A 20,064-nucleotide genomic window follows, 5' to 3' on the forward strand; every position below is an offset into this window, starting at 1 on the left:
AGTTACATGACTATTCTCTCATTTCTCTCAGTCGGCACGATCCAAATACGCTACTCATGGACTAGTGATGATAAAACCGGCTCAATCGTTTTCGGGAAAAATTCTTTGCAGCCAGTCCCTCTTCCACTCTTCCCGTTCCTTCTTCTCCTGCTCCTTCTTTCGTTTCCTTTCTTCTTTCTCTTGCTCTTTCTTTTTCTTCTTTTCCTCTTTCGACTTATCCTTCTGCCATTTATTCCACTCTTTCTCCTGCCGCTCCTTCTCCTTGGCCGCTTTCTCTTCATAATCCTTCCGCTTCAAATCATCAACCGCTTTAACGGCTGGGAACGGGATCACGGGCTGATTCTGCAGCGCTTGGCTCATAATTTCCTGGAATACGACTGCGGCAGCCTTCGAGGACGTCGTCAAATAATGGCTGGTATCCGGATTATCATAGCCAAGCCATACGGCGCCGACAAGCTGCGGCGTATAGCCGACAAACCAATTATCCCTGGCTCCGCCTGCAACACCGGGCATCTCCGTAGTGCCGGTCTTGCCGGCAACTTCCCTGCCTGCGACCGCCGCCGACTTGCCGCTGCCTTGCTCGACTACGCCTTTCAGCATAGCAGTCATCAATTGAGCGATTTCAGAGGAAGTCACTTTCGTTGCCGGTACATCCTTGCGCTCTGCCAGGATGGAACCGTCAGCCGATTCAATGCGCAGAATGGTATGGCTCTGAGCCCTGTTCCCTTCATTCGCGAACGTGCCGAACGCTTCTGCCATATGCAGCGGAGATACGCCATGCTGCATTCCGCCAAGCGCAAGACCCAACGTGCGGTCCTCCGCTTCCAGCGGCAAGCCGAATCTGGTGGCAGCATCGATTCCTTGCCCGATGCCCATCTCATTTAGCAGCTTGACAGCAGGTATGTTGTAGGACTGAATTAATGCTTCATACAGCGTGACATTGCCATGGAACTTCTGATCCACATTCCTTGGCTCATAGGTTCCGAAGCGTACCGGTTCATCCTGGATCCGGCTGTCCGGCCGGAAGCCGTTCTCGAGCGCCGGCGTGTAGACGGCTAGCGGCTTGATGGTAGAACCCGGCTGCCTGCGCAGCTGCACCGCGCGATTGAATCCGCGGAACGGCTGCTTGCCTCTGCCGCCGACAACGGCTTTGATCCCGCCGTCGCGCGGATCGGTCAGCACAACCCCCCCCTGAATGAGCTGGTCGCCCATGCTCTGCGGGAATAGGCTCTCATTGGCGAATGCTTTCTCCGCAGCCTGCTGCATGCTAGGATTCAGCGTTGTATAGATGCGCAAGCCGCCATGCAGCACATCGTTTTCGGTTAGTCCATACACATTAATCGCCTCTCGGATGACCTGATCCGTATAGTACGGATACTGAATCGCATCTGACCGGTTCGGCCTGGATTCCCTCAGCGTCAGCGGTTCCTTCACTGCAAGCTCGTATTCTTGCTGCCCGATATAACCTTGATTTTTCATCAGGGACAGCACAAGATTGCGTCTTTCGATAGCTTGCTCTGGCCGTTTGTAAGGGGATAGTACGGAGGGCGCCTTCACCAGCCCTGCCAGCATAGCCGCTTCCGCATGAGTCAGCCCGGAAGCAGGCTTTCCGAAATACACCTCCGCAGCCCGCTTAATGCCCCACGCTCCTTCGCCAAAATAGATTTGATTCAGATACATCGTCATAATTTGCTCTTTGCTGTATTGATCTTCAATCTTCTGGGCCAAGAGCACTTCATTCCACTTGCGCTTCCATGTCCGTTCATGGGACAGGAACACATTTTTCGCCAGCTGCTGGGTGATGGTGCTGCCGCCTTGGACAGTCTGGCCTGCCGATGCGTTCTGCATCAGCGCGCGTCCGATTCCCCATACATCCATGCCTTCATGCTCGTAAAATCGCTTATCTTCCACCGCCACAATGGCATGAATCATATGCTGCGGGATCTCCTCATAAGTAACAGGTTCAATCTCGTTCAAAGATATGACAACCGCTTCTTCGCCATTTTCATCGTACAGCACAGTAGCCGCCGGAAGCGGTTCATCCAGCTCCGTCACGTCCTGCGCCGCTACCAGCATGCGCAGCCCGAACCACCCCGAAACCCCCATTGCCAAGACGATTAGGCCAAGCAGGATCAGCCCTCTTTTCCATAACAAACTTCGCCGCGTACGGGCCTCTGTCTTTGTCTTGCTCATTGCTTAGTCCTCCCGAATCGGTTTTCTTCCCATAACATTCGTAAGGAGTTGCCGTTTTGAGTCGTTCGGCCTACCCGGCAGGATAACCGTATTCCCATTCAGAGTTCTTTGAATTGGTATATAATAGAAAATAACCGCATGGGGATCCAGCTTGTTAAGAGTCGGCATCGACTCTCGTTTTGGATCCCGAATGCGGTTATTTTTTGGGAATTTGAACGATCTGTTTATAGAGAGGAGGGATAGCAGTCAGTTGAGGGTCATCCGGTTAGGTTATATCTGAGCTGTGCCAATTCGAGGGAGGTTATGAGGATGAAGAAAGCGATATTAATATTGTTGACTGTATTTTTTACTTTTGCCGCCACCGCTTCGGCCGACGGCGGATATCATGCGGTGAATCCGTCCGGCAACTATGATCTGCGAGCCGGCATTCAATGCTTCTCCAGCACGCCATGCGACGTGACGATTAAGGTTTACCGCGCCGATCCTTATGGCTCGCCTTCTTACTTGGTTTTCCAAACGACTAGAACCGTATCCGGTTCCTATACCGAACTCAGCATTCCCGTCGGATACTTGTCATCGGGCAATTATATTACAGATTTCACGTACAGCAACTACTATTGTTCCATGGATCATGTCCATCTGATGCCAACATCTTATTGAGTAGCGCAAGAAGCTTGAAGCCCTTCGACATATGGCCGAAGGGCTTCCTCACTAGCTCAGCGCAGGAATCAAATAATCGTTAATCAAGAACCAGCGATCTCGCGGATTAATCATAAAGGTTGAAGAGATGGCGAAGGCCATCCCCAGCTCCGGCAAGCAGCAGATCATATTGCCTCCATCGCCAAGCGCGGAATAGGATTGAATTCCGCCTTCATTGCGCAGCCACCATAAATAACCGTATTGATTCGGATTCATCGCTACCGATTTCTCCACCCAGCTCTCCGGAATGATCTGCTTATTCTCCAGTCTTCCGCGATTTAGATACAATTGACCGAATCGTGCCATGTCGCGGGTTGTCAGCGTGAGTCCCCAACCGCCTGTCGAATACCGGCCCGGATCATGGACCCAGCCCCTTACCCCTTGGCCGAACAGTTCGTCAAAGCCGTAAGCCTCCATCGGAAAGTCTGGAATTATATGCATGCCTGCGGGACCAAACAAATGCCCATTGGCGAACTCGCGCGCGCTAAGCCCTGTACTGCGGGTAAGAATAGCCGATAGCAGATGAGCCCCTGCTGTGCTGTATTTGAAATCGCCAATCTCGCCGAGTTGTCCTAGCCTGCTCAGCGTATAATAGATCCAATCGGGCTGCATGCACAATTGATCAAGCGGCTCCTGCCAGTCGTCATGAGGATGAGGCGCCGTCATCGTAAGCAGATGGCGGATCGTTATATCCTTGCGCTGCTCCTCCACATCCAGTTCGTCCAACGCATACTCGGGAAAAAAGTCCACTACCTTGGCGTTTTCATCTTCTATAAACCCTTTATCTATCGCGATGCCGATGAGAGCCGACAAAACGCTCTTCGTAACCGAGGCGACATGCTGCTTATCTTCTTCTGCAAAGCCATTATAATAATTTTCATACACAATCGATCCCTGCTTCACTGCTACTATTCCTGTAATATTGCTAAATTCCGCTGCTATGATCTCATCCAGACGTGACAGGCTTGCCGGATCTCCAACCGGACACGATGAAGCCCTTTGGAATGCCGGCCAATTCATCGTCGACATGCTTCTCCCCCTCTGCTAATTCCAATATGCATCTGATTGTGCCCGTTACTTTTTCCTCACGGGAAAATAAATCTCCGTCACATTATCCCCGGGATCGACTAGCTGCGCGGGATCGGTCACATAGATTTCATATGGCGATCTTATGACCTCGAACCCTTCCAATTCGATCCACTCCCGCAACCTGGCCAGGACCGATGACATTCCGACATAAGGCCCCTTGAGCACAGACTTTGCGCACAAGCCGCCTGGAAAATCTCGGGTGCCGGTCACTATTTCTTTCACCGGAATTGCAAATTCCGTATCGTTGCCGGACGGATGATACTCCGGGCTGTGATAAATGGTCATCGGAGTACCCAGAATCGTCAGCTTTTCTTTTGCTATTTTTTCATATAGCTTGCTTAGATACAGTCCATAACCTGCCGCATAGTCATCTGCGCCCAGCATCTGCCGCGAATAGAGCAGATTCATCGATGGCGTCTCAACCAATTGAACGTCGATACCATCCAAATAGGCCATCATCGGTATTCCCTGTCCCAAGTGAGAGGCATCTTTCTTCATTTGTTTCAACGTATACGTGTAGGCGTCAATCTGCTGCTGAAGCTCAAAGGCTTTGCGCTGCAAAGCCGCTGACAGCTTCTCATCGGCCTGATCCTGCTCCCATTCCAGCATCGTCTTAATCTCTTCAAGCGGAAAATGATACGATTTCAAACGGTTGATGAGCAGCATCGTTTTCAGTTGCCGGATGGAATAATAGCGATAGCCGCTTTCGGGATTGACCTCCTCCGGATGAATCAGCCCTATCTCCGCATAATAGCGCAGCGTCTTCGTCGATACGCCGCATATTTTCGAGAATTCTCCAATCGAGAGCATATGTCACCTCCGCTCATCTCTGTCTCTGTCTCTGCCTCTGTCTGTCCTATGTGAAATGCTCTAGCAAGCCGCGGCCTTGCTCAATCCCCACTATGCGGCTTCCCCTAAGGGTAAAGTCAACGGCCATTTGCTGCTTTCCCTGTTATCTGTCCAACAAAAAAACCGCGTTTCGCGCGGCTTTTTCAACATAGTTTTATAGAACGAAATGGACGTAAGTTTGAAATTGAATAGAAATCCAAGCGCCAGTATGAGCAGCATTGCGGTGCCGGGTCCGATTGACTTTTGATTGACCATCTGCTCACTCCTCCTGACAGGATTGCTATCTATTATAGCAGATAGAAAATGGAATATTAAGGGTTTCTTCCAATCCTTTTCTGTCAAATCAGCCTTCACAGCCATTGCGATGTTGCTGTCCATGCGGTGCTTGGGCACAAATCAGCTGACATAGTACCGTAGGAGCTGAGCTGCACACACTGCTGAGTCAGCTTCTGAAAGCCGAGAAACTCGGCGTACAGCTCTCCCCAACCACTCCCGTGCTTCTGCAAGCCGAGAAACTCGGCGTACAGCTCTCCTCAACCACTCTCGTGCTTCTGAAAGCCGAGAAACTCGGCGTACAGCTCTCCTCAACCACTCTCGTGCTTCTGCAAGCCGAGAAACTCGGCGTACAGCTCTCCTCAACCACTCTCGTGCTTCTGCAAGCCGAGAAACTCGGCGTACAGCTCTCCTCAACCACTCTCGTGCTTCTGCAAGCCGAGAAACTCGGCTTTCTGCTCACTCCAACCATTCACCTACTACACAGCTACAAAACACAGCTTACAGTTCCCTCCAACCACCTCACCACTGGGACCGGCTACCCTTTATATGTCACTAACCCGTCTTCGATCACATGGCTCAAATCTATCCATCTCCCATCCCATTGCCTCCCGATTTTGGTATAGCTTGTCTGGGCTTTAGTATTGCGTTTGCAGCTTAGGAAATCAATGTCGCTTTTTCAATCCTTCCATAGACATCATCTATCGCACACTGTAACGTTCAAAGTAACACCGCAAAATACAGACAAGGGGGCTCAATGATCATACACATGCCACCATTCCTGAGCAAACGGGATAAGCAGCCCTATTCAAAAAAAGTACAGCAAGCGCAGCTAAAATTTTGACTTTGCCGGAATTAAGCCGAAGATTTTCTCAATAACTTGCTCTTCCATGCTCTTGACGGAGTGGGTAGCGATCCGCTTGAGCTCTGCATGCTCTCCCACACATATCGAGCGGCTAGCATGTCTGAACATCGAGATGTCATTGGCGTCATTGCCAAAGGCAATATATTCCTGTGGGCGCAATCCCAATGCCTGGAGGCCCGACCACTTGTCTACGCCTTGGGGACTAATATCCATAATGTCCTCGGTGCCGTGCACGTACGTCACAACAGACAGCTGCTGTAATTCCGACAGCATACGATCCCCATCATGACAACGCAAGACCACCATCTTCACAATTTCGGTCAGCTCGCTATATGGGAGATTGCGCGCCTTCCCGTGAGGGTCCAGATTGCGCCGGATCGGATGCTCGTCATCTCCTGTATAAGCGTAATCCCAGCTGCTGTCCAGCAAATAATCGGCTTTGAAATGAAGCAATAGCTGCAAAAGTTGTTCTTTCGTTGCTTGATCAAATGGAGTCAGCGAGATGAGTTGCCCTCCCGCTGCCGCGAAGGCCCCGTTGCCGCCCACCATGGGATAATGGTGCATATGCTCGGGCAATACAGGCAGCAAATCGCGGATCGGTCTTGCCGAAGCGAATATAATCTCATATCCATGATTCGCAAGCGCATCAAGCGCCTGAACCATTGCGCGCGTCAGCGGCTTTCCCGAAAAGCAGATCGTTCCATCCAAATCAAATACAATCTTCATCGATGTGTTGCTCCTTATGTTTTCTCCTATCTTAGCAATTGCGAGTATAATAAAAAGGACAAATGTCCAAAAAGGAGGAACATGATGAAAACTAGCGTTGATCCTGCGAGAATTCGCCAGTATTTGACCCAGCACCGGCTTGACCAATTGCTCTCCCCTTCTGACGCCCTGCCGATTCAGCTGCGTGACTATGAACAGGGCGAAGTCATATTGCATGAAGGCAATGAATTGGACGGGCTGTACTTTCAGGTAAGCGGCCGCACGAAAGTATCCTCCAGCGTAACAACTGGAAAGGCGCTGCTCTTGCGATTTTGCGCTCCGCTGTCCGTCTTCGGCGATATTGAATGGATCCAGAAGGTTCCGATACAATCCCAGGTTGAAGCTGTCGAGCCTTCTGCCTTTTTATTTGTGAACAAACGCGCCGTTGATGTAGAGATGCTGCATAATAACCTTCTCTTGCAGGAATTGCTGAAGCATCTTTCCTATAAGCTGCTCACATGCACCACTGCATCCAGAATCAACCTGCTGGCCACCGTCGAGGAACGGTTTGCCAGCTATCTGATCTCCACCAGGCTGCAGCATGAGTTCGGCAAGGAAATCCTGACGCCGTATATTGCCGAGATCGCATCCCTGATCGGAACGACGCCACGCCATCTTAATCGGGTCGTGACCAAGCTAATTGGAATGGGTGTCATAAAGAAAGAGAAAAAAAGGCTGGCGGTTCAAGATTGGAACCGGCTGGACCAATTGTCGAACGGGCTTCGCTATGAATAAATGATAGAAACTTGCATGATCATGTAATATTGTGACTACTTTTCTGTTAATATTTACAAAACCTTGCAAAAAGAATACAGTGAAGATAGATTTCAATTCTAAAAGCGAAAAGAGGGATGTGTTATGAAAAAAGCGTATACATTCATACTTGCTTTCGCACTTCTATCTTTAAGTATTCTAGCTCCTGCAAGTAAGGTTTCTGCTTACGACACTTCGCATTCGATGAGCGATGTGACGACCGGTCCGACAGTATTCCATACGGGCCAGATCACCACCTTCGGCTCTAGCAGCAAGCTTCATAAGTTTACAACTCACAGAAGCGGTACAGCGCTAATTACCGTGGTGCATACGAATTACGGCGGGCCGCTGCAAGTCCAATTGCTGGATGCCAACTTTAACGTCATTCCTAATCACAACAGCGGAATCACGGTTCAAGCGAACCAAACCTACTATTTGAAAGTTTCGCTAACTGGGCCGAACCATCCGAATGGCACATCTTATGTTTACATGGGCCACTACGTTGTATAGTTAAGTTTTACGAGTACTGCAAGAGGCTGCCCTAACGAGGACAGCCTCTTGCCTGTACAAACGCTTGGCTGGAATTGCCGCTTTGAAGGCACATCCTGCCAAGCGTATACTACTAAGAAATTTCCGCCGGCCTGGACAACCTATTCTGCACATATTTGCTGAACAAAAACCGGACAAGCGGCCCCATGACAAGCAGTTGCAGCGGGAAAGCAAATACGAAATTATAGAAGACTAACGAGAAATAGCTAGCGACCAGCGAATCGCCTCCCCAATGCCCGGAGTAATACGACAACCCTAGTCCAAAGACCGACATGCTTAAAACCATGCCCGTTACCATAAAAAATGCCAGAACCATAATCTCATAAAGCTTCTTCGACTTGTCGTATGGCAGCGCAAATGCCAGCTTTTTCGCGATGGGTCCCACCGCAAACATCTCCACGGCAAACGCCACCGCAAAACCCGCCAGCAGTTGAATGAACGCAGCCTGCCAGGTCAGCGTCCCTGCAGCATCATTCCGAATTACATTGTACGTCGTCATACAGACGACCATACCGGTAACCATCATGATTCCAAAATAAAACTCTTCTTTTTTCGATCTAGGCATTATCCTCTTCCTTTCTGTTCGTTTTTGTCATTATAGAAGTTCACAACCGCCTTTCATAAGTGACAACTTTTCGAACATTTGGGATAACAGCTGCCGTTAGATGACTGCATTCGCGAAAATGAAAATAGCGGACAGAAGGAACAATTGCTTGTTCCATCCGCCCGCTATTCCGATATTTATACGAATTTAACTCTGATTAGCTTGTATGAAGCACCAGCTTCATCCCTTCTACCTTGAGAGCGTTCATCTGCTCCACCCAGCTTCTGAACTTGCCGAACGTCTCGTCGTCGCAGCCGAACAGGCGCTGAATCTCATTTGCGATCTGCTTCTCCGCGTCATTGAAATTGCCGTCCGCAAAGATCAAGAGCAGCAGCTCAGCCAAGAAAATATTCTTAATTCGATCATCCTGCACATTGCCGAGCAGCTCGGCAGTCGACAGATGCGCCCTGGCCTCCGGCGTCCAATCCTCAAGTCCAAGCTCCACCAGCCAGCCTTGAATATAATTGCGTTCATTGCGATTAATGAATCCGTCTGATGAAGCAATCCGATGCGCCAGATCCAGAAAAGCTTCCTTATGCCCGCGGTCAACAATAAAATGCAAAAACACTTCAGCACGCTCCTCTTCTAACATCCCATACATGCATGTCCATACGATGGAAATAGGGAATTATGTTCAGTTTAGTAGAGTCGCGTTCGGAATTCAACTAGGGATAATTCAAATTTTCCGCTACTATATTATCCATTCACAAGTTGGGCCAGAGCTTCGCGGATCGGTGTGACGGGACGGCCAAGCAGCTTCTCGAAATCCGCCCTCTCCACCTCAAGCGCACCTGTCCGTATGCCTTCCTGAATACCGGTCAGAATCGGCAGCACAAAGTCCGGAATGCCTGCTTCCTTCATGATTGCAGCATAAGCTGCGTCATCCACCTGCTGTATCGGAACTTCCCGCTTAAGCACTTCGCCAAGCGCCGAGGTCAATTGCTCTTGGCTGAGAAGCGGTCCGGACAGCTCGTAGATGGTTTTCTCATGCCCTTCGCCTGCCAAGACGGCTGCTGCTGCCTCTGCATAATCCTGTTGCGGCGCCCAGCCTACTTTACCTCCGCCTGCGGAGGTTACCCATGGAGCACCTGCCAAGACGGCTTGAATGCTGCGGGCTTCATTCTCCAGATACCAATTATTGCGCAGGAATGAATACGGAATGCCTGTCTTCACAATGGCTTCTTCCGTCACACGATGCACCGGCGCAAGAAAGATCTCGCTATCAGCTGCATTCGCCAAGCTTGTATAGGCGATAAAAGCTACGCCGGCCCGCTCAGCGGCAGCAACCGCATTCGCATGCTGGCGGATTCTGGTCTCGTTATCTCCGTCCGCGGAGATGATCAGCAGCCGCTCTACTCCTGCAAACGCCGCATCCAACGTGTCCGGCTGGTCGAAGTCGCCATGTCGCACATCGATGCCGCGTGCCCGCAGATGCTCCGCTTTCTCCGGATTTCTGACGCTGACCGCCAGTTCTGCCGCCGGAACCTTCTTCAGCAGCGTCTCCACAACTTTAGAGCCCAGTTTCCCTGTTGCGCCTGTAACTAACCATTTCATTGCTCATTCCTCCATATTTCGATTTGTTGTAATAATTATTGTTATAACCATAACAGTTACAACTATATGAAAAATAAAAGCCCTCTTGCAGGAGCCTTCATTTATTCGAATTGGGCCGTAAGCTGGTCCAGTGTCGTCTGCGAGAGCCTCTCCTCCATCGCCGATTGAGCATCGCTCATCTCCGCTTGCAGGACCGACTCGATATTGCGGCCGACTGGACAACGCTTGTTCGGATCCTCATGGAACCGAAATAACTGATTCTCTTCAATGACATTAACCGCCCTGTAAATATCCAGGAGCGTTATCTCCTCCGGCTTCTTCAGCAGAGAAGCACCTCCAACGCCGGGACGCACCTCCACCAGTCCCGCCTTCTTCAGCATGCCCATAATTCTGCGAATTACGACAGGGTTCGTATTGACGCTAGCCGCAATATAATCCCCTGTACACTCATTCGGCGTGTAGGCTATAAGCGACAAGGTATGAACCGCAATGGAGAACCGCGTACTGATTTGCTTCAATTGGATCACCCCGTTGTACCCATTATAGTTACAACGAAACGCAATGTCAACTTTGCGCGGAATTGAGCGTAAGCAGCTAATTTAACGGACCAATACCAGACTTGCTTGCTGAATCAACAGCTCGGTAAGCAGATCTAATTGGCTTTCAATAGAGATAGGATCAAAATACGAAAAACGCTCATGTCCCAATTCAAAAAACCGGCCATGACGAACGGCACGAAGCTGCTGCCAAATCTCGCGGTTCGATACATGCTCCAGCCCTTCCGTCTCATGAATAACAAAAATATAGTCGGAATCCGCCGCATATTCGGCCAACTGATGGATCGGAATACGCTGCTTAAAGTGAATGCCCTGCTCCATCATGCGCCGGACCTGTTGCGGAGGCTGAAGACCAAGTCCGTTGTAGAGCGACCAGCCGCTCCGGCCGTAATGGCTGCCGAAGACAGCGAACTCCTCTCCCCTCGCCTCGAACCGAATAATGGCTGCCACCGTCTTCTCATCAGCCACTCCTGCGCGGCGGATCAGCCCGCGGGCAGCGGCGGCCTTGCTCTCGTAACGGGTAATGTAACGGTCCGCTTCCGCGGTGCTGCCGATTAATTCTCCTACGATCCGCATGTCTTCATAGAGAGTCCGCTTGCCGTCATACGGAATCATGACCGACGGCGCAATTTTCGACAGCGGCTCGTAATCGGCCAGATTGTTGCTGTTCATCAGAATCAGGTCGGGCGCAAGCTCCGCAATCATATCCAAGGATGGCGTTACCCCTACATCGGTTATACCCGACTCCATATCCTTCAAAAAAGCGCTTCCGCCCCACCAGGTCAGGTTGGCGCCGACAGGCCTCATCCCCATCGACAGCAATATTCCGCCATAATAAAATGCGACGACCCTTAGCTCGCTGCGGCGCTGGCGTATGTATTGCTTAGGCGACAAACCAACCATCTGCTTAAACCTGCGGCTGAAATAATAGACATCTTGAAAACCGGCATTGCGTGCGATGCTGCTAAGTGGTTCGTTCGTAATCAGCATCTGTTTTTTGGCCTGGTTCATTTGTTGCTCCGTCATGTATTCCAGCGGACTGCGGCCCGTAAGCTCCTTGAACAGGCTGTTGTATTGCCTCTGGCCTGTGTTCGCCCGCTCCGCCAGCTCTTGTATGCTGAACTTCCTGCCGTTGTCCGTATGAAGCTCGGCAATGGTCTGTTCGACAAGCTTGCGCGGATCTCTGTCATGGGCAGCGGCGCTTCGTTCACACAGGTAATACAACAGCTCCTGCATTCGGATATGCTGGCGGAACGCTTGCAGCTCCGCTCCCGCTGCGCTTGCGGCGGCTTGATGCTGATAGAGTTCCTCCAGCATTGAGATCCAGCGGGCAGGCTGAACCTGTAATCGTCCGCAAAGAGCATGCAGGATGCCTTCATCCTTTTTTGACTCCGCATGATTGGCTTTGCGGCTTTCAGCAATTTCAATGGAGCATTCCAATTGATAATAGCTGAACGGCTGTGCTCCGATTTCCTCGATCCCGTACACCGATCCCGGCGCAATCAGATAACCGGCCCCTTTCCCCATCCGGACAGGCCTGCCGTCAATCCGCCAGATCGCGTCGCCGGAGCTGACTCCAATTAAAATATAGTGCTGAACATAAGTGTTCGCGAAGCTTTCGCAGGCATCCATCAGATGCTTCTGCACATCAATTACCTGATATAGACACGAAAGGAATGGTATAGGGAAAGCGTGATTCATGTCGCCTCATCTCCCTTTCTGTTCATGAGAATGATTATCAACGATAATCTTCATTTTATCGAAAGGAACCGAATCTTTCAATGTCTATTTAACCTGAATTACGAAAACTGCCAAGTTCGTCGCTTTGATGCTGGATTGTCCGAAGCAAGATATAACCTATTGTTAATGATAAATCCCTCTCTCGCCGCCAGCTGGTTGAAGGGGCATTTTTCCATGAATGCTGTTTGAATAATCAAAATATATACCTTTACTTATAATGTCTAAATTGTAAACTAAAGTTATCTGCCGAAGTGTCATTCGGCAAAAGGTGATCTCCGATTGGATGTTCGGTTAAATCAAATTAGAGGAGATGATGTTTAATGAAGGCTCGTAAATTAGTGATGTTATTTGTTGTTGTTGCAATGTTGCTTGTATTACCGTTAAGCGCAAGTGCTAGTGACGCAGGAACGATTCAAGGACAAGGAAATCTTGTTGTTTCTGGTACTTTTGGCGGTGCTGGAACCCCATCATTATGGATCGATGTTTATAGTGTCGTTAACGGTGTAGAGACACTTGTAGGAAGTGCTGCTCAAGGAGGACAAATGTACGTGCAGAATGAATTTATTTTCACGTTTTACAACCTGCCACAAGGCACATATAAGATTACTTATTTTGTCGGTCCTAACGCAGGTGCTGATTTCACTACAATTGCATTCTATTAATACCTATTCTCTACATTTGAGCTGCTAATTCTTCATTACAGGAATCTATACTTCACAAGGATAATCCTCAACGTTTGAATAGCATTAGTCAGGTTGCCCAAGCAGCAGCTGGGACCTCGGTATCGGGAAATTCGTCAGTCGCCTTGTCTGCATCAGCCGTGTTAGCAATAAAAAACCGCCTGCCATGGCGGTTTTTTTGATGAAATCTCATGCCTTTTCCTAATGCTTGGCAATCAGATCTGTGATGAGATCCAATTGGCCTTCAATCGAAATCGGATCGAAGAAGAAATATTTTTTGTCCAGCTCAATGACCTTGTTGTTCTTTACAGCCGGCAGTGACTTCCATACTTCGCTGTTCTCTAGTTGATCTAAGCCTTCGCCTTCATTGGATACGAAGATATAATCCGCATCCCCCACATATTCTGACAGCCTCTCCAGCGATAGCTGCTGTACGATTTGCGCCTTGCTGTCTATTAGCTCCGTCTTGATAATGTCAGGCATCTGCAAGTTCAATCCATGGTAGATCGACCAGCCGCCGCGGCCGTAGTTGTCGCCGAAGACGCTGAATTGGCTTCCCTTGCCTTCGATCCGGATGATCGCAGCTGTCGTTCCTTCCGTAACCTTGCCTTCAATCCGCTTGCGAGCGGCTTCCGCCTTCACGTCAAATTTCGTTTGCAGCTCCTCGGCTGCACTCGGCTTGCCCAGTATCTCTGCAACCAGCTTCGCATCGTCATAGGCGCTGCGGCTGCCATCGTAAGGAATCAGGATAGACGGCGCAATTTTGGCAAGGTCTTCATAGTTTTCTTCGTTGTTGCTGTTCATTATGATTAGATCCGGGTTCAGCGCGGCTACCGCCTCCAGCGAAGGCGGACCGCCAACATCAGTCAAATCCTTCTCCTGCTCCGTCAAGAACGGGCTGCCGCCCCACCAAGTCAGATTCGCGCCGACCGGCTTAATATCCATCGCGAACAAGATATGATGATAGTACAAAGCAACGATTCGCTTTGGTTCTGCAGGTATCTCCACATCCCCTTTGACTGTGCTGACGACGCGAGTCTCCGCCTTTTTCCCGGACTCCTTCTTCTCGCCATTGCCGCATGCGCCCAGCACCAGGCTGAATGAAAGAATCAATCCAAGCAATATTCTTTGTGTGTTTCTGGCTAGCATAAGTACCCTCCATCTTTTGATAATGTTTCTCATTTGAGTTCATTATAAGGAACCCGTCTGCCGAGAACAATGGAGGATTATGCATTATTTCAAGCTTATAGCCTATAAACCTTGCCGATTTTTACAAAAATACAGGTCGCCGCCGAAGGCGCGCACATTCTCCAGCTCCCAATAGATATGCTTTTCGAATCGCTTAATATCGCATACCTCTGCGACCAGCTTATGCCCGGATATGACGAGACTGGTGAAGCCCGGCGCAGTGAGTCGGTAGATCGGACCGTCCATCGTTTAGCCGTCTCAGCGTTTCGTCCGGTGGAGTTAAAGTTATCACAGGCATCTGCCCGTTAGCTTATTGAAAAAAGAGCAGCTGCTAACCGGCAACTGCTCTTTGCTGTATTGAACCAACGTTCGCCGTTAGTGTAACATCTAAGATTGATTATGATATAAGTTCCCCTTTATTCTTCATCATATATGAACTCTAAGTATCTATGATTCCACATATTTTCATAAAAACGAATAGTCTCTTCTGCAGACATAAAAGAATGGTTTAATGTGGAGGTTGCATTTTTTACCATAAGGTTTTTGTAACCCAGTCCATGAGCAAATTTAATAGTAGCATCCATACAGTATTCCGTTTGGGCACCGCAAAATTCTATACTGTGTACATTTAATTGATCTAATGTATCTTTTAAGTTCGTTTTGTAAAAAGAATTTGCATGTGTTTTATTTACCAAAATATCTTGTGCGTTTACATCAAGCTTTTTATTTATAGCCCACAGTTCCTCTCCAGGTACTAAATCCTCATCACAGTGCTGAACAAAGATAATTGGTTTATCCAACTTTCTGTACAAGGAGATTCTGTCATTTACTTTAGTAAGTAATTTATCTAATTCAAACAAATGCTCTTTGTTGTAACAAACACCATTTTGTAAATCGATGACTACTAAAACATCCGCGCAATTTCCCATAATCTCCACCTCTTTATTTCTTGAACTATTCAATTTTATTATATCATTCTTTACTAAACTAAACTGGCAGTTAGCTTATGGTATTCTCTTACATACTGCCTCTCTCTTGCGCATCCTTTATCGATCCGCTGTCTCTTTCTTGGTAGCAGGCGCCGCCATGTAAGGCTTTCTTGCCATCCAACCTGCACTGACAGCCGCAGCAAGCGCCAATACGGCTACAAGCACGAATGGCAAATGCTTATCTATCTGATAAAGCGATGCTGTCGTAATCGGTGCAATAATTGCAGACACGCCCTGAACGGCTCCGACCAATCCGGCTGCCGCCCCCTGCTGCTCCTGCCCTACCGCAAGCGAAGCTCCCGCCATAAAGCCGGGCATTAACCAGACAGCTCCGATTCCGAAGAGGACAAATGCCAGTATATACAGAGCCATCTGTGCTGACAGCAGGAAAACAACCATGCCGGCCACGAGAATCACAGAACCGGCAGCAAGCATTCTCCGGGGCGGCCAGTTCAGCCATTTCACCTGAACGAGCTGCACCACGAGCATAGCCACGCCTGAGCACATCAGCCCAATAGACATGGCCTGCGCCGTTCCCTCCGGAGATAACGCCAGTTGATCCTGCAAATAGAAGCCGCCGATCACTTGAATAGTCACAATGGCAATCATCGTAATAAGCCCGAATATGAGATAAGTTCGAAGCCCCGGCTGCAGCGGCGATACTTTGGCAGCGCTCTTCTCCCGTGCGACAGGCTTCGCTGGCGGAAGCGTTATGAGAGCGATGACCAGTGCAACGGCAGCTATGGCAATGCCGAAGTAGAGCGGCCACAGCAGGCCTATCAAGGTAAAGGCACCCGCTATGGCCGGGCCGAACACAAGGCCCATGCCGTTCGCCGCGCTTAAGATCGCCATCGCTCCCCCGCGCTCGCTCTCCTCGGTCATATCGCCCATGTAAGCCTGGGAGGCGGACAGGACAGCGGGAATGAATGCCCCGATCAAGCCCCGTGTCAAGATCAGCAGCGCAAGCAGAACTCCGCCCTGCACCCAGCCGTTCAATCCTCCGAATAGTACCGCCGTAAATAATAGGCAGCTCATCGACATCCCGGCGAATCCCATCAGGATGACCAGCTTCCGCCCCTTCGAATCGCTGATTCTTCCCCATATAGGCGCCATGACGGCCATCGCTATAGAGCCTAATGAAATCATCAGGCCGGAATGGCTTTCTCTTAGCCCCAGCTCGCGAATGAGTGGCGGCATAATCGGCGCGATGAGCATCATGCCCAGCATCGCTACAAATACACTAAAAAATAAGCTTCCCTTTATTTTGTTCATTCTCCTATTCTCCTTTGCCATAATTGCTCTCAGGAGAAATTATAGGAGTCTCCGTACCGCGCTGCCGCCTTGGCGCGGACAAAATGACGGCTGGACGGATTCTATCTCAGTTTTTTGACGGTGGAGGGCTTCATGCCGAACCGCTTGCAGAATTGCTCTGCGAAGGCGCTGGCATTGCTGTACCCTACCGATGCGGCTGCTTCCGTAACATTAGCCTCTTGATTGCGCAGCATAGCCATCGCGCGATTCAATCGGACTTCCCGCAAGTATTCGAATACTGTGAACCGAAGCAAGCTTTGAAGCCCTTTTTGAGCTTAAAGTCGTTCAGTCCGATGATTCTGGATAATGCCAGCAGCGAAGGCGGCTCCGCCAGCCGGGATTCCAGCACCTCGCGCGCATGATGCAGCTTCCGCACATCTTCACGGGACAGGCCTTCGGGCAGCGGATTCAGCCCGAATACTTGAAGCAGCAGCCTGTTCAGCAGCTCAAGCGCGGATGCCTCCAGCAGCAGCGGAGAAGTGTCCCGCCCTTTCAGGTCATGGATTAAAGCATGAATCATCGCCAGCATATAGCTGTCGATCCGAAACATATAGGACCTAAGCGTCTGCCCTTCCATCATTCGCCTGAACTCCAGATTCTTGCTGCGACCGGCTGCCAGCTGACGAATCGCATAGTGGAACAGCTTTACCGGTATGCCCAGCGCAAAGGTGACATACGGTCCTTGGGCGGGGGTATGGAAATGAACCTCAAAGTCCTGCAAAAACACAAAAGCTCCGTGCCCGTCTGGAAGGGAGTAATCTCTGCCTGATACTACTGCGTGCCGTTCTCCCGCCAGAGTGAATTGAAGCTCGATCATTTGCCCGCTTGCCGAGAAGGCAATCGGTCTTGGTCTGCCGAAGTGCAAGTCGGAATATACAATTTCGATGCCGCTATACGTGGTGACGCGATATACAGCGCCAAGCTCCGCATTTTTCTGAAACAAATAAGTTCGCCCATCTTCCTGCCGAAGCAGCGCCTCTTCGAAATATTGTTGATAGATGCGGGACAACGCGCTAGAATCCATATAAGCTCACCTCCGATGGAAAAAAACTAACTGAGAATCTTTATCAATCATTGTAGCGAAAAGATCGGCTGTTGAACAGACTCACCAGAAATAGCCTTCACAGGTGCCTTCCCGTCGTCGTTTCATTAACTTCCCCCAAGGAGGAATCCGAATGAGCAAGCCGATTAACCGTATTATCAAACAGCTTGGAGAGGATCTTCTGCAGAAGCTGAACGGGCTGACCGCTTCCGATTTTCATTCGTTTATGCTGGAAGCCTTCCGTGCCAGGACAGACCAACTGCGCCCGCCCGATATGCTTCGCAGTTATGCCGGCAACCGGTTCGCCAAGCCTAGCGAGCTTGATCCGGTCTCCTATCACCAGCTAGAGGCAGAGCTGCTCGCGTCAGCCCGACAGCAGGATATCCAGCCGGTGCTCTTATCTCCGGTAGCGCCGCTAGGGAACTGCGCAAGCCATGGCGCAGTCGATCAGAACAAGGTCTTATCCGCATCAAGAGGCACGGAAGTACTAGCCGATTCTACGAACATGATGGCGACAATCGCGGCAGACCGAATCAAGCAAGGCTTATGGAACCATGATGAAGGCGTCCACCTCTGCTCTACGCATCGTGTCATGCGCGCCCAGCAATTCCAAGGGCCCGGCACATTCGCCCACTTCGGAATATACGGCATGGTTTCGGTCGGCAAAGCAAAGGGCTCTTATCAGTGCGAAGCAAGCCTGCTTGGCAAGCAGCTTGGCTATTACCAAAGGCTGTTCCGCTCCCGCTTCTCCGCCGAGCTGTCGGTCACCTTGCAGCAGCGCGGCGGCTACACGGACGGAGGCGGATTCCTGGCGCGAATGGCCGATATTATACAAGCGCAACTGCCGGAAGCAGCCATTGCGATTCAAGAGCCGAACCAGACGAACAGCTATTACCAGGGCATTAACTTTAAGCTGTTCATGACAGGCCCGCATGGGAAGACAGAGATCGGCGACGGAGGCTTCGTCGACTGGACCCAAACGATGCTGGGGAACGCAAAGGAACGCTGCTTGATCAGCGGTATCGGGCTGGACCGGCTTATGATGATGGAGCTTTGACTTAATTTGCCGTTGGCTATGGCACGCAAAAAAGCCGTCCACAGCTCCTGTGGACGGCTTATGTTCTATTATCCTTGTTTCCCTTGCCCAACCCGCTCAGCCAGCTGCTGAAGGTCCATGCCTTTCAGAGCGCCTTCGATCAGCTCCGGCAGCTTATCCGGCGAGCAGCCAAAGGATGGAATGCCGAATTGCGCTAGTTTCTTCGCCACATCCTCGTCATATGACGGCGTACCGTCGTCCGACAGCGCGAGCAGGCAAATCGTTTTGACGCCGGATTCATGCATCTCTCTTAACCTGCGAAGCATCTCCGTTCGATTGCCGCCCTCATACAAGTCCGATACGAGAATAAACATCGTTTTTTTAGGCTCCGCAATAAAGGGCTCGCAGTAGGCAATAGATTTATTAATGTCCGTGCCTCCGCCCAGCTGAATGCCGAAGAGCATCTCTACGGGATCGTTCGCGCATTGCTCGCTTAGATCGACGACCTCGGTATCGAAAGCGACCACCCTCGTATCCAGTGAAGGCATGCTTGCAAAGATTGAGCCGATTATAGACGCATAGATGACCGAATTGGCCATGGAGCCGCTCTGGTCAATATCCAGAATGACGGTCCATTCCTTGCTCTTGCGCGCGCGGTCGAAGAAGTAGACTTTCTCGGGAATAAGCAGCTTGCGCTCCGTGTCATAGTGCTTTAAGTTTTTGCGGATGGTCGTCGCCCAGTCAAGGCCCGTCATAGAGGGAAGCGGCGAATGCGCTCGGCGGTTGAGCGCCCCTGTCACCGCTCTTGTCAAGTCTTGGGCAAGCCGCTTCACAATCTCATCCACTACTTCGCGCACAAGGATGCGTGCCGTTTCTTTGGTTCGCTCGGGAATTTGGCCCCGCAGCGACATCAGCGTCGCGACCATGCCGATATCCGGCTTCACCTGGGACAGCAGCTCCGGCTCGAACAGCAGCTGGGTCAGCCCTTTGCGATGAACCGCGTCCGATTGAATAACCGATACGATATCGGGCGGGAAGAAGGTGCGCACATCGCCCAGCCACTTGGCCAGCTTCGGCGAGGATGAGCCGAGGCCTGCGGACCTTGCGCGGGAAGCATTACCGCCCGATTGCCCTCCGCTACCCGCGTCTGAACCGCCGAACGTGCCGTCATATATGGCGGCAAGAGCTTCATCCATCAGCACATCTTCGCTGCTCAGCCAAGGGGTATTCGCCGCCCCGCCCCGCGAAGATTGCAGCTTCTCATCTGCAGCCGCTCCCAGAATGAGGCGCCAACGTTTGACTTGTTCCGGATCCGGCTGCGTCATCGT

Annotated in this window: 22 protein-coding genes; 5 read left to right on the forward strand and 17 right to left on the reverse strand. The window is 50.6% G+C overall.

Annotated elements, in window-relative coordinates; all coding sequences use genetic code 11:
- Positions 1–81: 81 nt before the first annotated feature.
- Positions 82–2,193, reverse strand: coding sequence for a PBP1A family penicillin-binding protein (locus D3P09_RS00445; protein WP_120106116.1), 2,112 nt, complete (start codon positions 2,191–2,193; stop codon positions 82–84).
- Positions 2,194–2,502: 309 nt separating this feature from the next.
- Here D3P09_RS00445 and D3P09_RS00450 point away from each other — a divergent pair, with 309 nt between their 5' ends.
- Positions 2,503–2,853 carry a hypothetical protein gene (locus tag D3P09_RS00450; protein ID WP_120106119.1) on the forward strand — a complete coding sequence of 117 codons (351 nt, stop codon included), beginning with the start codon at positions 2,503–2,505 and terminating at the stop codon, positions 2,851–2,853.
- A gap of 51 nt (positions 2,854–2,904) precedes the next feature.
- Here D3P09_RS00450 and D3P09_RS00455 read toward each other — a convergent pair whose 3' ends face one another.
- The 4 genes from D3P09_RS00455 to D3P09_RS00475 all read right to left on the reverse strand — a co-directional run bounded on the left by D3P09_RS00455 (position 2,905) and on the right by D3P09_RS00475 (position 6,694).
- Entirely contained in the window at positions 2,905–3,921 is a 1,017-nt protein-coding gene (locus D3P09_RS00455; protein WP_165867260.1) for a serine hydrolase domain-containing protein, read from the reverse strand.
- A gap of 45 nt (positions 3,922–3,966) precedes the next feature.
- The gene (locus tag D3P09_RS00460; RefSeq protein ID WP_120106121.1) at positions 3,967–4,791 is read right to left on the reverse strand and encodes a MerR family transcriptional regulator; all 825 of its coding nucleotides are present in this window, start codon (positions 4,789–4,791) and stop codon (positions 3,967–3,969) included.
- A gap of 90 nt (positions 4,792–4,881) precedes the next feature.
- Positions 4,882–5,085, reverse strand: a complete 204-nt coding sequence (locus D3P09_RS00465) for a hypothetical protein (protein ID WP_120106124.1) — start codon at positions 5,083–5,085, stop codon at positions 4,882–4,884.
- Between the two features lie 850 nt (positions 5,086–5,935).
- On the reverse strand, positions 5,936–6,694 hold the full coding sequence (locus D3P09_RS00475; protein WP_120106130.1) for an HAD-IIB family hydrolase: 759 nt from the start codon (positions 6,692–6,694) through the stop codon (positions 5,936–5,938).
- An 81-nt stretch (positions 6,695–6,775) separates the two neighbouring features.
- Here D3P09_RS00475 and D3P09_RS00480 point away from each other — a divergent pair, with 81 nt between their 5' ends.
- Both D3P09_RS00480 and D3P09_RS00485 read left to right on the forward strand, forming a co-directional pair.
- On the forward strand, positions 6,776–7,468 hold the full coding sequence (locus D3P09_RS00480) for a Crp/Fnr family transcriptional regulator (protein ID WP_243643855.1): 693 nt from the start codon (positions 6,776–6,778) through the stop codon (positions 7,466–7,468).
- Positions 7,469–7,591: 123 nt separating this feature from the next.
- Positions 7,592–7,996 carry a hypothetical protein gene (locus D3P09_RS00485; protein ID WP_120106136.1) on the forward strand — a complete coding sequence of 135 codons (405 nt, stop codon included), beginning with the start codon at positions 7,592–7,594 and terminating at the stop codon, positions 7,994–7,996.
- A 112-nt stretch (positions 7,997–8,108) separates the two neighbouring features.
- Here the strand turns inward: D3P09_RS00485 and D3P09_RS00490 are convergent, their stop codons facing one another.
- From D3P09_RS00490 to D3P09_RS00510, 5 genes are all read right to left on the reverse strand, one after another.
- A complete protein-coding gene (locus D3P09_RS00490) occupies positions 8,109–8,600 on the reverse strand; it encodes a DUF2798 domain-containing protein (protein WP_120106139.1) in 492 nt (163 codons plus the stop codon).
- A gap of 196 nt (positions 8,601–8,796) precedes the next feature.
- Positions 8,797–9,207 (reverse strand): TerB family tellurite resistance protein, encoded by a 411-nt coding sequence (locus D3P09_RS00495; RefSeq protein WP_120106142.1) that lies wholly within the window; start codon positions 9,205–9,207, stop codon positions 8,797–8,799.
- 128 nt (positions 9,208–9,335) lie between these two features.
- Complete coding sequence (locus D3P09_RS00500; RefSeq protein ID WP_120106144.1) at positions 9,336–10,193, reverse strand: NAD(P)H-binding protein; 858 nt, start codon at positions 10,191–10,193, stop codon at positions 9,336–9,338.
- Between the two features lie 101 nt (positions 10,194–10,294).
- Positions 10,295–10,711 (reverse strand): Rrf2 family transcriptional regulator, encoded by a 417-nt coding sequence (locus D3P09_RS00505; protein ID WP_120106147.1) that lies wholly within the window; start codon positions 10,709–10,711, stop codon positions 10,295–10,297.
- 81 nt (positions 10,712–10,792) lie between these two features.
- Complete coding sequence (locus D3P09_RS00510; RefSeq protein WP_120106150.1) at positions 10,793–12,451, reverse strand: helix-turn-helix domain-containing protein; 1,659 nt, start codon at positions 12,449–12,451, stop codon at positions 10,793–10,795.
- A gap of 359 nt (positions 12,452–12,810) precedes the next feature.
- Between D3P09_RS00510 and D3P09_RS00515 the strand changes: the two genes are divergently transcribed.
- Positions 12,811–13,152: a hypothetical protein gene (locus tag D3P09_RS00515; protein WP_120106153.1), complete on the forward strand. Its 342-nt coding sequence runs from the start codon at positions 12,811–12,813 to the stop codon at positions 13,150–13,152.
- 219 nt (positions 13,153–13,371) lie between these two features.
- Here the strand turns inward: D3P09_RS00515 and D3P09_RS00520 are convergent, their stop codons facing one another.
- The 6 genes from D3P09_RS00520 to D3P09_RS00540 form a co-directional block, all read right to left on the reverse strand.
- A complete protein-coding gene (locus D3P09_RS00520) occupies positions 13,372–14,319 on the reverse strand; it encodes an ABC transporter substrate-binding protein (protein WP_165867261.1) in 948 nt (315 codons plus the stop codon).
- Positions 14,320–14,421: 102 nt separating this feature from the next.
- Positions 14,422–14,604, reverse strand: a complete 183-nt coding sequence (locus D3P09_RS00525) for a hypothetical protein (RefSeq protein WP_120106158.1) — start codon at positions 14,602–14,604, stop codon at positions 14,422–14,424.
- A gap of 170 nt (positions 14,605–14,774) precedes the next feature.
- Complete coding sequence (locus D3P09_RS00530) at positions 14,775–15,287, reverse strand: cysteine hydrolase family protein (protein ID WP_120106161.1); 513 nt, start codon at positions 15,285–15,287, stop codon at positions 14,775–14,777.
- A gap of 117 nt (positions 15,288–15,404) precedes the next feature.
- Positions 15,405–16,619: an MFS transporter gene (locus D3P09_RS00535; protein ID WP_120106164.1), complete on the reverse strand. Its 1,215-nt coding sequence runs from the start codon at positions 16,617–16,619 to the stop codon at positions 15,405–15,407.
- Positions 16,620–16,720: 101 nt separating this feature from the next.
- Positions 16,721–16,870 (reverse strand): helix-turn-helix domain-containing protein, encoded by a 150-nt coding sequence (locus tag D3P09_RS27960; protein WP_243643856.1) that lies wholly within the window; start codon positions 16,868–16,870, stop codon positions 16,721–16,723.
- Positions 16,867–17,682, reverse strand: a complete 816-nt coding sequence (locus tag D3P09_RS00540) for an AraC family transcriptional regulator (protein ID WP_243643857.1) — start codon at positions 17,680–17,682, stop codon at positions 16,867–16,869. Before D3P09_RS00540 ends, D3P09_RS27960 begins: the two co-directional genes overlap by 4 nt.
- 151 nt (positions 17,683–17,833) lie before the next feature.
- Here D3P09_RS00540 and D3P09_RS00545 point away from each other — a divergent pair, with 151 nt between their 5' ends.
- Positions 17,834–18,757, forward strand: coding sequence for a hypothetical protein (locus D3P09_RS00545; RefSeq protein ID WP_120106167.1), 924 nt, complete (start codon positions 17,834–17,836; stop codon positions 18,755–18,757).
- 68 nt (positions 18,758–18,825) lie between these two features.
- Here the strand turns inward: D3P09_RS00545 and D3P09_RS00550 are convergent, their stop codons facing one another.
- Positions 18,826–20,061, reverse strand: a complete 1,236-nt coding sequence (locus D3P09_RS00550) for a VWA domain-containing protein (RefSeq protein ID WP_120106170.1) — start codon at positions 20,059–20,061, stop codon at positions 18,826–18,828.
- Positions 20,062–20,064 lie beyond the last annotated feature (3 nt).

This window comes from Paenibacillus pinisoli, from assembly GCF_003605435.1.
Taxonomy (GTDB): domain Bacteria; phylum Bacillota; class Bacilli; order Paenibacillales; family Paenibacillaceae; genus Pristimantibacillus; species Pristimantibacillus pinisoli.